Here is a 12,196-nt window from a genome sequence, read left to right on the forward strand (position 1 = left end):
TTATGAAAAACGCCGAACATTCTAAATTTATCGCAGAAGGATTAACTTATGATGATGTGCTATTGGTTCCTTCCTATTCAGAAGTAATGCCAAGAGAAGTTGTTATCTCATCCATGTTCACAAAGAAAATAAAACTCAATACTCCAATAGTGTCTGCTGCTATGGATACAGTTACTGAATCGGCTTTGGCCATTGCAATAGCGCAAGAAGGTGGAATTGGGGTTTTACACAAAAACATGAGTATAGAAGCTCAAGCAGGTGAGGTTCGAAAGGTGAAGCGTTCAGAAAGTGGGATGATTAAAGATCCAATCACTTTGCACGATAGTGCGAAAGTAATGGATGCAAAAAAGATCATGCGTGAAAATAAAATTGGTGGAATTCCAATTGTAGACGATCACAATGTGTTGGTTGGAATTATTACCAATCGAGACCTTCGATTTGAAAAAGACTTCAATCAAAAAGTGGCAGATATAATGACCACAAAAAATTTAATTACCGCCAAAGAAGGCACTGATTTGTCAAAAGCAGAATCAATCTTGCAGCAGCATAAAATTGAAAAGCTGCCGGTGGTGAATGATAAAAATGAACTAGTAGGATTAATTACCTATCGTGATATCATCAAATTAAAAGAACGTCCAAATGCATGTAAAGATGAGTTTGGTCGGTTGAGAGTTGCTGCTGCGGTTGGTGTAACTGCCGATGTCGTGGACAGAATCACAGCATTAGTGAACGTAGGTGTTGATGCAGTAGTTATTGATACTGCGCATGGTCATTCAAAGGCGGTGTTGGAAACTTTGAAAAGAGTAAAATCTTCCTTCCCAGAATTACAAGTTGTTGTGGGGAACATAGCCACAGGAGAAGCTGCTATAGCTTTGGCCGAAGCAGGTGCCGATGCTGTAAAGGTTGGGATTGGTCCTGGATCCATTTGTACTACTCGAGTGATTGCTGGAGTGGGTGTTCCACAGCTTTCTGCAGTATTGATGGTCGCTGAAGCATTGAAAGGAACGGGAGTTCCAATTATAGCCGATGGAGGTTTGCGTTTTACAGGCGATGTTGTGAAAGCAATTGCTGCCGGTGCCAATACAGTTATGGCGGGCTCCATGTTTGCAGGTGTTGAGGAATCACCTGGTGAGACTATCATCTATGAAGGTAGAAAGTTTAAAGCTTATCGAGGCATGGGAAGTATCGAAGCGATGCAAAAAGGATCAAAAGATCGATATTTTCAAGACATGGAAGACGATATCGCAAAGTTAGTTCCTGAAGGTATTTCTGCAAGAGTTCCTTACAAAGGAAATATATCAGAAGTTATTTATCAATTAGTTGGTGGATTAAGAGCTGGTATGGGCTACTGTGGTTCAAGCACGGTGGAAGAGTTACAAGAGAAATCACAATTTATTCGAATTACAAACGCAGGAATTCGAGAAAGTCATCCACATGGTGTAGCCATTACAAGAGAAGCACCAAATTATAGCCGTTAAAAACAATATTAATCACATAATAAAGTTTAATTACCCAATATTTAACATTATGAATTTCTATAAACAACTATTATTTGTGGCTGCGGCCATTTCTTTTAACACGGCGATTGGCCAAGACAAAGATCCAGTTTTAATGAAAATTGGAGAAGAGAAGGTCTTATTGTCTGAATTCAAGACAGTTTATGAAAAAAATAATTCAAATACCCAGGTGGCAAAGAGTTCACCTGAAGAGTATTTAGATTTATATGTTAAGTTTAAATTGAAAGTGAAGCAAGCCATGGACTTACAGATGGATACACTTCCAACTTTTGTTCAAGAATTAAGTGGTTATCGAAAGCAATTGGCTCAGCCTTACTTAACAGATGAAAAAACCAAAGAGCGTCTAAAGAAAGAGACTTATGAGCGTTTGCAGCAAGAAGTGAGAGCTTCTCATATTTTAATACGAGTAGACGAAACGGCTTCTGCTGCCGATACATTAAAAGCGTATAAGAAAGCACAGGAAGCTAGAAATAAGGTGTTAGGTGGTCAAGATTTTACTGCAGTTGCTAAGGAATATTCTGAGGATCCATCGGTGAGAAATAACGATGGTGATTTGGGTTATTTTACTGCCATGTTTATGGTGTACCCTTTTGAGAAGGCTGCATACGACACAAAAGTGGGTGAAATAACGGATATTGTTAGAACTTCTTACGGGTACCACATTATAAAAGTAACGGATAAAAGAAAAGCAAGAGGAGACATTCAGGTGGCTCACATTTTAGTTCGATTTAATGATGGCGCAAATCAAGAATCTGTGAAAGATGTTGCAGTACCTGATAGTAAAAAGAAGGTGGATGAAATTTATGAAAAGTTAAAGAATGGCGAGTCATTTGAAGAATTGGCTGCACTGTATTCTGAAGATAATAAGACGGCTAAAAGTGGAGGAGTTTTACCTCCTTTTGGAACAGGTAAGATGATTCAACCGTTCGAAGATATTGCCTTTGAATTAGAAGAAGACGGCAGTTACTCTGAGCCATTCAAAACCCAGTTTGGATACCATATTATAAAGAAAATTAAATCTTTTCCAGTTCCATCGTATGAAGAAATGGAATCCAAAATCGAAAAGAACTTGTCGCGTGATGCCAAGAAAATGTATACGACTGAAGCAGTCGTAAATCGATTGAAAAAGGAATATGGCTTTATGGAGATGAAAAACAACTTAAAACCATTTTTAGCTGTTGGGAATGAGTTTGAAGATAAGAAATGGAACGGTGAAGGCATTAAGAAACCAAATGACGTAATGGCAACTTTCGCTGATCAAAAAGTAACCAATCAAGACTTTATTGACTTCTTGGTGAAAAGAACTGCTGACCTTAGAAAACAGGATAGAAATATCTTAATTAAAAAACAGTACACTGATTTTATCAATGAAACAATGTTGGATTATGAGGATACTCAATTGGAAAGAAAGTACCCTGAATTCAAAGCTTTGGTTCAAGAGTATCATGATGGAATATTGTTATTTGAATTAACAGAAGACAAGGTTTGGAACAAAGCAATTATTGATACCAATGGATTTAAGCAATTCTATGAAGAGAATATTTTGGATTATCAATGGCCGGAGCGAGTTGATGCTGTGATTTATGTAGCCAATGATAAAACAATAGCGAATGCAACTTATAAATTGGTAAAAAAGCGTTACAAAAAGGAATGGTCACCTGCAGATATTAAAAAGATGATCAATGAAACTTCTCAGTTGAATTTAGAAATAATGGAAGGAAAGTTTGCTTCACAAGCTAATCCATACATTGATAAAGTGGTTTGGGTACCAAGTTTATCAAAACCAATAGAAGTGGATAGTAAATTTGCAGTCGTTGAAATTTTGGGAGTTATAGAGCCAGGCGCAAAAACAATAGAAGAAATAAGAGGTAAAATAACTTCTGATTATCAAGACTACTTAGAAAAAGAATGGATCAAATCTTTGCAAGAAACTTATCCTGTAGAGGTGAATAAGGAAGTCCTAAAATCAATTAAGTAATTGTGATATTAAACCGATTCAGTGTCTTTTTGACGATGTTGTTTGTAGTGACAATGTCATCGTGTAGTTATTTCAAATCGAAGGAAGATGGGAAGCTAATTGCGTCAGTGTACGAAAAAAATCTTTACGAAAAAGACATTACTGAATTGTTTAATGCGGAAATGTCTGCGGAGGATAGTACTAATGTTGCCAATGCCTATATTGATAAATGGATTAAGGATAATTTATTGCTAAAAAAGGCAGAATTAAATTTAACCATTGAACAAAAAGATTTTGAAAAGCAGCTAGAGAATTACCGGAATTCACTAATCACGTTTAACTACGAAAAACGACTAGTAGAGCAAAATTTGGATACATTGATCTCAGATCAAGAAATTTTGGAATATTACGATCAGAATTCAGCAAATTTTGAACTGAAGAATAATATCCTAAAAGCAGTTTTTGTGAAGGTTTCGAATGAAGCTCCCAAAGTTGAAAAGTTGAGGAAAGTAGTTCAGCTGAAGAATGAAAAAGATTGGCAAGAATTGGAAGAATATTGTGTTCAGTTTGCCGAAACATATTCACTAGACACGGCTGATTGGTTGCTTTTTTCGGAGTTTCGTAAACTAACTGGATATGAAGTGACCGATGAAGAGGCATTTATAAGAAGTAATCCAACCAAAGAATGGAGTGATTCTACGGGTACTTATTTTTTGAATGTATTGACCCATAAAATAAAATCGAGAATCTCACCTTTGGAATTTGCAAAAGATGATATTCGATCCATTTTGCTGAATCAACGGAAACTGAAATTGATCGCCAAGATGAAACAAAGTATATACGAGGAAGCGCTTCGTAAAAAGCAATTTGAAATTTATGAAGACTAAAATGACACAAATAATAAAACAAGTAGCTTTCATCATTTTATTAATGGTTTCTAGCCATTTAAATGCTCAGCCTGAGAATAGTCAAGTAATTGATGAAGTAATAGCCGTAGTTGGAGATGAGATTGTGACAAAGAGTTCTTTAGAAACTCAATATTTGCAATATATTTCTCAAGGGGAGAAGGTTACTGATGATTTGCGGTGTGTTATTATGGAAGACTTATTGTTCCAAAAGCTTTTACTAAATCAAGCAAAGATTGATAGTGTAGATGTTACAGACGGACAGGTAGAGTCGGAAATGGAAAGAAGGCTGCGTTACTTTATTGGACAAATAGGCAGTGAAAAGGCGCTAGAAGCGTATTATAAAAAATCGATCGATCAGATAAAAGCTGAACTGAGAGAGTCTTTGAAGGAGCAATTGCTGATTCAAACGATGCAAGATAAAATAACTTCGGATGTATCGGTTACACCTTCAGAAGTTCGGGAGTTTTATAATTCCTTTCCTACCGATAGTTTGCCATTAATCAACTCTGAAGTAGAGGTCGCTCAAATTGTTAGGTATGCGCCAATTAGTCAAGAAAGTAAGGAGTATGCAAAGGAAAGGTTGAGAGGGTTTAAAGAACGAATTAGGAAGGGAGAAAAGCTATCAACTTTGGCAGTATTGTATTCAGACGATAAAGGGTCTGCTAAAAAAGGAGGAGAAATTGGCTATATTGGTAGAGCAGAAGTAGAGCCAGAATTTGCTCAAGCAGCATTTAAACTAAAGCCGGGTCAGGTTTCTGAAGTATTTTCTACTCGATATGGCTTTCATATAGTAGAGCTAATTGATCGAAAAGGGGAAAAGATAAATGTGAGGCACATTTTAATAAAACCTACTATTGATTATGTTGGTTTGGAAAAGTTGAAATTGGAATTAGATAGTATCGCGAAGGTGATTATGAATGATACCATTACGTTTACACAAATGGCTCTGAAATATTCTGAGGATGAAGACTCCAAAAACAATGGGGGGTTGATATTGAATCCATACTCCGGAACTTCAATTTTCCAGATTGACCAACTAGACCCGTCACTATTTTTTGTCATTGATAAAATGGAAGTGGGTGAAATTTCTACTGCTTTTTCTACTTCTGATCAACGAAATAGAGAGGGATACCGAATCATTAAACTAATCAAAAGGACAGAGCCACATACTGCCAACTTAGACGATGATTATCAAAAATTAAAGAATGTGGCTACGCAACAAAAAGAGCAAGAGGTGGTTCAAAAATGGATTAAAGATCGATTGGAAACTTCTTACATAAAAATGAACGAAAAATATACCGATTGTGATTATAGAAACGATTGGATGAAGAAATCTACTCAATAAATTAGAAGAATATGTCTGAAATGAATTACAAGTCTGAAGTAGAAGCTGTAGATGCGTTAGTGGCGAAATACAAAGCACTAAATGCTGAAATTGGGAAAGTTATTGTGGGACAAGAAGACGTTGTAAAAAGCGTATTGATTTCTATTTTTAGTAATGGACACTGCTTGTTGGTTGGAGTTCCCGGATTGGCGAAAACTTTATTGGTGAATACGATTTCTCAAGTGCTAGGGCTTAGTTTTAATCGGATTCAGTTTACACCAGATTTAATGCCTTCAGATATTATAGGTTCTGAGATTCTTGATGAGACTAGAAATTTTAAATTCATCAAAGGGCCATTGTTTTCGAACTTAATTTTGGCAGATGAAATTAACCGAACACCACCAAAAACACAATCTGCCTTATTAGAGGCAATGCAAGAAAAATCCATCACAACAGGTGGAAAAACTTATCCATTGAGTCATCCATTTTTTGTCTTAGCTACTCAAAACCCGATCGAGCAAGAAGGCACTTATCCTTTGCCTGAAGCGCAGTTAGACCGATTCATGTTTAATATTTGGTTGGATTACCCCACTTTTGAAGAAGAAATAGCCGTTGTAAAAGCGACTACTTCCGACGCTAAAGCTTCAGTAAATAAAATCATGTCAGCTGAGGAAATTATATACTTTCAACAATTGATTCGTAAAATTCCGATTACTGATAATGTCTTAAATTATGCAGTGAAATTAGCCTCTAGTACGCGTCCAAATACAAAAATGGCACATGATGTCGTAAATCAATATATCGGTTGGGGAGCAGGTCCAAGAGCCTCTCAGTTTTTAGTATTGGGAGCTAAATGTCATGCTGCGATTAACGGAAAGTATTCTCCAGATATTGAAGATGTAAAAGCGGTTGCAAAAGCTATTTTACGTCACAGAATGGTGAAAAATTACAAAGCAGAAGCAGAAGGGTTGAGCATTGATTCCATCATTGATCAATTGATAGAAGCATAAAAATTTATTTCCCGTATGGTTGAAATAGGTTTTTACTTTGAATGGTGTCACGGTCTTTTACTTCAAAGTCTTTGTCCTTTTTCTTGAGTCCTTCTTCTACATTAATATCGGCTTCATAATCCCAAAATTGGCCTCCCCAATTGAAGGCATCAAAAATTAAAGCAGGGCCATAGTATTCATATACTCCTGTTAAGGATGGATTGGATGGTCTTAGGGATTCAAATACGATTCGGTTTAAATTGCGTTGAAATTTCAAATTCATACTCACTTCAGCCGAAAATTCAAAGATTTTTCGATATCGGATGTCTCGTTTTTCCCTAAAAATTGGACTGCCAAATCGCAAGCTGTCATCCCGATCAAAGTAAAAAATATCAATCACTTTTTTGTGGCTCATGTTGTTGTTTCCATCCCACCCCAAGATGGTATACATTTCTTTTAGTCCATTGTTGACCAATGCGACATCGTAATACATACTGCCCCACCAATTCTCCGAAGAAAGTACCAATTTTTCAGGATCAATAATTTGATCTGAACGGTCCTTTAATTCATATAAAAGATAATCTCCATCGGGTTTCAATCGTTGAACGAAACCGTGGTAATGATAGGTGTTGTTGGTATTCAATAAACTCCAAGTAAGTATCCGTATGCTACTATCTGCTGACGTTACTTTAATCAGGTTACTAACCAAGTTGAAAGGCAATTTTAGGCTATCATCCTTTTTTAGCAATGCATTCAATTCCTTTTTAAAAGCAGTATTCGCACTGTCTCTATCTTGAAAAAGAGCTGCATTTAAAATCCGCTGCCCCAACTTCACTAATGTTTTTTCGCTTTTAGAATTGTCAGAAATGGAATCATCGTATTGGCCAAATACATTATTTGACAAAAGGAATACTAAAAGAAGTGGAAGTATTGAGTTTTTCATAGTGTTGTCTCTTTGCAATTAACGTGCAAAAAAGTTTTCAATTGCTAAATTAGCGTAAATAAAAAAACCGTCAGAGCAAAGCCAAGACGGTTTTTCATAAAATTGGATTTCTTACAAGTGCATTTTAGCTTTTTTACCCAATAGCACTTCTTTTGATTCTCTATATTCAGGATCGTCTACACAGCAATCTACCGGACAAACAGCTGCACATTGTGGCTCGTCGTGAAAACCAACGCACTCGGTGCATTTGTCTGGAACGATATAATAATAATCTAAACTGATTGGTTCGTTCGCTGTTTCTGCATCAATGCTACTTCCGTCTAACTTTTGAAAATCCCCTGTTAGAGTCGTTCCGTCAGAAAAACGCCATTCTTCTCCACCTTCATATATTGCATTATTTGGACACTCCGGCTCACACGCTCCGCAGTTGATACATTCATCTGTTATTACAATTGCCATGCTTTTTCTTTTTTATGTTGTAGTTTTGTGTAAAACTAAAATTTTGCAAAATAGTTTATTTCAAGGTGCAAATTTAATTGATTTTAGGACAGAATTTATTTTAGAATGAATATAAATAATAGAATAGAAGGGATGGTTGTTTTGGGCCAATTTATGGCTCAATTTGGCGAAAATGGAAGTAGAAATGAGAATTTAACTGCTTTGAATGGATTATTTCACGAGTCTGTTAACGAGTTAATCATTCAATCAAGAATACACAATGGCTGGTTTACGGAAGAAAACGTCCGTTCAAGTTTCGCAGCTTGGGGGGAAACGTTAACTGAAGAAAAAATTAACTTATGGCTTTCCAATTATAGTTTATCACCTTCTAAATCTCCTAAGTCAATTGGAATTATCATGGCCGGTAATATCCCTTTAGTTGGCTTCCATGATTTTTTAACCGCAGTCATTAGCGGAAATAAAGCACTCATTAAATTGTCTTCCGACGATTCATTATTGTTGCCTCAGTTGCTTAAAGTTCTAGTGGTCATTAATTCTGAGTTTGCTAGTTGTTTCGAAATTGTGGAACGATTAAATACAATCGACGCTGTTATTGCAACAGGGAGTAATAATTCTGCCCGATATTTCGAACATTATTTTGGAAAGCAACCCCACATTATTCGAAAGAATAGAACTTCTCTGGCCATACTGACTGGAGAAGAAACAGATGAAGAGTTGGAAAAGTTAGCCAGTGATTTATTCTTATATTTTGGATTGGGATGCAGAAATGTGTCTAAGATTTATCTTCCCACAGGTTTTGACATCAACAGAATATTTAAAGCCATTTATCTCTACAAGGAGTTGGGGAATCATAATAAATACGCCAATAACTACGATTACAATAAAGCTATCTATCTTTTAAATAAAGAGCCTTTATTAGAAAATGGATTTGTGTTGTTTCGAGAAGCAAAGGAGTTAAACTCACCTGTGGCGGTAATTTTATACGAGCGATACAAAGATATAAAAGCCTTAAAGGATGAAGTTAGAGGAATGCGCTCAACCATTCAATGTGTGGTGACGAATTCAACAGAATTTATGGATGCAGTGCCTTTCGGGAAAGCTCAGCAGCCAGAATTATGGGATTATGCTGACGGCGTGGACACGCTTGAATTTCTATTGAAGCTCTAATTATTTAAATTCATAACAACCGGCGTCAGGTGCAGAATCTGTATTTCGACTCTCTCCATCCAAATCTAGTGGTACTTGATTACCGATAGTCCCATCGCCAATGTTAATGGCTGGTGAATTCGCTTTCAAATGATAGTCTTTTTCTCTTTCATTTTCAAAGATATCGTCGGTAGGATTTACAACCATATTGGAATAGCGGACATTGTTTCCAATCGACTTATCTGTTTTAATTATTGAGTTTTTGAAATTGAAATTGACTTGACTAGTATCGTATCCTTCAAAATCCCATTCATTATCTATGTTTCCATAAATAATAGAATTGCTTACATTTATATTGGGTTCACCAATTAATAATCCTTCAGTATAACTTTGATAGCTTTGGGCATAAAATAGTGGCGTTTCTCTTTTTGAATCCTTCCAATAATTGGCAAATGTACAATGCTTAAAATTGTAGGTTCCGGCTCCTGTAATGGCGACATTGTATTCTCCACAGTTTTCAATCAATACATTTTCAGCATCAACCTGATAAAGTGTGCCCAATAAACCAAAACCTGAAGCATTTCTGATGATGGTATTTTTAAGGTTTAGTTTATTGTTAGCAATTACTTTTGTTTCCCCAAATGGGTATATTTCAGCCTGTATACCAATGAAAGCATTTTCAATAATGGCATAGTTGAAGTTGTTGTTTACAGATCCTTCATTGATCCAAATTCGGTCCCATTGTCCAGGTATATCATCATAATCACGCTCTAATCGATCTCCTCTAAATAATACTGGTTCGCTTTTCGTACCATTTACTTGAATGTTTGCACCTTGATAGACCCACAATCCGCCATTATTGTGAAAATATACCCGTGTTCCAGCGGCAACATTTAGTGTTGCTCCCGAATCCACCACAGCATAGCCATAAATAACGTATGGTTTGTCTTTTGTCCAATTTACGGTTTGGTTTTCTTCTGCAATTATACTGAACGGAGGTAATCCCGGGATAGAGGTCGTTGGTGTGAAGTAAATCGCATTTTGCCCATAAGCTATTAATTTTAGGCTTTTAAGATTTCCGTTTATAAAAAACTGAATGTCATCTTCTATAAAAAATGGATTCAGCGAATTATTTGGATCTACAGTGACTTCTACAAACCCAAAAATACTGTCTTTCGGGGGGATAATAATGTCTGTTTGAGCGCCTGGTAATCCATCTATGTTAATTCTAAATTGAGAATTGCCCCCTTTTCCTAAACGAATTGAACTTATTTTAATGCTCTCTTTATAAGGGTTATGTATGGTGAAATTTTTAGTTACCGATCCTATTGTGGTGAATACTGTATCAAAAGAAATACTATCAGTAGAAAATCGCACTTGGGCAGATGAAGACTCAATAAGTTGATCTTCTTTTCTGCAAGAGAATAGCAAAATAGCACCGATTAACAAACCAAAAACGATGATGGATTTTTTCATGGAGACAAATATACCTAAAGAACTGTTATTCCTTCTATTTTATTGCTTCATTGGATTCAATTACTGCATCTATTAATGCCCCAAATTCAGCTTGGAAAGAATTTGTTTTATCTAAAATGTACCACCTTTGCAATGCTTCTGAAATTTCAGTATATAGTGCATCCTGTGTCTTTAATTCTAACATCAATTCTTGGGCACCTTTAGGTCTTGGTCCCCATTCCCCAATTACTTCTAGTGATTCTGCATCAATCGCTACTACTTTTGGAATAGAACGGCCACCATTGGTTAAATAGGAATCCATAATGTCTAGATTTTCATCTCGCAGAATAATCTTTAACTCAATGTTTGGGCTAAATTCTGCTGACTTTGCAATTAATGGTACATTTTGAGCCGCATCTCCACACCAAGCTTCAGAAATCACTAACAAGAACGTCTTTCTTTTGATTTGATTGATTTTTTCAATTAACAAGTCATTCGTAGCAGCAGTTTTAGCTAAACGTTTCATTCGAGACAAGTTTAGTTTCGTATAGTGTGCTAAATCCTCAGATTGATTTGGCCCCGTAGTTTTACCTTCTTCAACTATTTTCTCAGTTAATCGATAATAAGTTTGGAAATTCATTCCTTCTTCAATTCTTTTTTTATCAAATGGAAATTTCATACGCTCGTTGTTGCTTAAATTTGAGTACAAAAATAACCCTCTTTTTTGGGTTCAATTGTAACTAAAGCGACAGAGTTGAAAAGAGAAATTATTACTACTGCAGACGGGTCACATTCCTTATATGTGCCGGAACTAGATGAGCACTATCATTCCTACCATGGATCCATTAAAGAATCGCAACGTGTGTTTATAGAATTGGGGTTGGAGTATGTTGCAGAAAAGATAGATTCTATCTCTATCTTAGAAGTAGGAATGGGAACAGGGTTAAATGTTTTGATGACCGCTTTAGCGAATGAAGGGCTGAAAAAGCACATTCGGTATGATGCCATAGAGGCATTTCCACTAGAGGATGAATTGTTGAATCAATTGAACTATGCTGATCAATTGTTGCATCCTTCTGCAACCGAATTATTCAATGTAATTCATTCTTTAGTCTGGAATGAAAGAGCTCAACTAACAGAGCAAATTACGTTGACCAAAATTGAAGCGCCCATTGAAGCCATTGATTTTTCTCCTGAACAATATGACCTGATTTATTTTGATGCCTTCGCACCTGAAGTGCAAGGAGAATTATGGACAACAGAAATCTTTGCAAAAATGTATTCCATTCTAAAGCCAGGAGGAGTGTTGTCTACCTATTGTGTAAAAGGCGATGTGAAAAGAGCAATGCAGGAACAAGGGTTTACCATTCAAAAACACAAAGGTCCTGCAGGGGGTAAGCGAGAAGTATTGAGAGCAGTTAAATAATTTTTCAATCTAACAACAAATTATAAATGGTTACTTCGGAAATAATTACAGGTTAATTTTTTGAATTCTAGA

At 36.1% G+C, this 12,196-nt stretch carries 11 protein-coding genes; 7 read left to right on the forward strand and 4 right to left on the reverse strand.

What is annotated here, in order from left to right; genetic code table 11:
- Positions 1–2 precede the first annotated feature (2 nt).
- From guaB to ACTB0X_RS05925, 5 genes are read left to right on the forward strand one after another with little or no spacing between them, the layout of a single operon-like run.
- Complete coding sequence (guaB, locus tag ACTB0X_RS05905) at positions 3–1,478, forward strand: IMP dehydrogenase (RefSeq protein ID WP_463024064.1); 1,476 nt, start codon at positions 3–5, stop codon at positions 1,476–1,478.
- A gap of 49 nt (positions 1,479–1,527) precedes the next feature.
- Positions 1,528–3,495: a peptidylprolyl isomerase gene (locus ACTB0X_RS05910; protein WP_463024065.1), complete on the forward strand. Its 1,968-nt coding sequence runs from the start codon at positions 1,528–1,530 to the stop codon at positions 3,493–3,495.
- Positions 3,496–3,497: 2 nt separating this feature from the next.
- The gene (locus tag ACTB0X_RS05915; protein ID WP_463024066.1) at positions 3,498–4,361 is read left to right on the forward strand and encodes a hypothetical protein; all 864 of its coding nucleotides are present in this window, start codon (positions 3,498–3,500) and stop codon (positions 4,359–4,361) included.
- A 1-nt stretch (position 4,362) separates the two neighbouring features.
- Positions 4,363–5,727 carry a peptidylprolyl isomerase gene (locus ACTB0X_RS05920; protein ID WP_463024067.1) on the forward strand — a complete coding sequence of 455 codons (1,365 nt, stop codon included), beginning with the start codon at positions 4,363–4,365 and terminating at the stop codon, positions 5,725–5,727.
- Between the two features lie 11 nt (positions 5,728–5,738).
- On the forward strand, positions 5,739–6,716 hold the full coding sequence (locus ACTB0X_RS05925) for an AAA family ATPase (protein WP_463024068.1): 978 nt from the start codon (positions 5,739–5,741) through the stop codon (positions 6,714–6,716).
- A 4-nt stretch (positions 6,717–6,720) separates the two neighbouring features.
- Here the strand turns inward: ACTB0X_RS05925 and ACTB0X_RS05930 are convergent, their stop codons facing one another.
- A complete protein-coding gene (locus ACTB0X_RS05930) occupies positions 6,721–7,638 on the reverse strand; it encodes a hypothetical protein (protein WP_463024069.1) in 918 nt (305 codons plus the stop codon).
- Between the two features lie 111 nt (positions 7,639–7,749).
- Positions 7,750–8,097: a 4Fe-4S dicluster domain-containing protein gene (locus tag ACTB0X_RS05935; RefSeq protein ID WP_463024070.1), complete on the reverse strand. Its 348-nt coding sequence runs from the start codon at positions 8,095–8,097 to the stop codon at positions 7,750–7,752.
- A gap of 105 nt (positions 8,098–8,202) precedes the next feature.
- Between ACTB0X_RS05935 and ACTB0X_RS05940 the strand changes: the two genes are divergently transcribed.
- Entirely contained in the window at positions 8,203–9,264 is a 1,062-nt protein-coding gene (locus tag ACTB0X_RS05940) for an acyl-CoA reductase (protein ID WP_463024071.1), read from the forward strand.
- Here the strand turns inward: ACTB0X_RS05940 and ACTB0X_RS05945 are convergent, their stop codons facing one another.
- On the reverse strand, positions 9,265–10,719 hold the full coding sequence (locus ACTB0X_RS05945) for a choice-of-anchor Q domain-containing protein (RefSeq protein WP_463024072.1): 1,455 nt from the start codon (positions 10,717–10,719) through the stop codon (positions 9,265–9,267). It lies immediately after the preceding gene.
- A 34-nt stretch (positions 10,720–10,753) separates the two neighbouring features.
- Positions 10,754–11,377 (reverse strand): thioredoxin family protein, encoded by a 624-nt coding sequence (locus ACTB0X_RS05950; RefSeq protein ID WP_463024073.1) that lies wholly within the window; start codon positions 11,375–11,377, stop codon positions 10,754–10,756.
- 75 nt (positions 11,378–11,452) lie between these two features.
- Here ACTB0X_RS05950 and mnmC2 point away from each other — a divergent pair, with 75 nt between their 5' ends.
- Positions 11,453–12,124: a tRNA (5-methylaminomethyl-2-thiouridine)(34)-methyltransferase MnmC2 gene (gene mnmC2 / locus ACTB0X_RS05955; protein ID WP_463024074.1), complete on the forward strand. Its 672-nt coding sequence runs from the start codon at positions 11,453–11,455 to the stop codon at positions 12,122–12,124.
- Positions 12,125–12,196: the final 72 nt, after the last annotated feature.

The organism is Acidiluteibacter sp. (assembly GCF_055129545.1).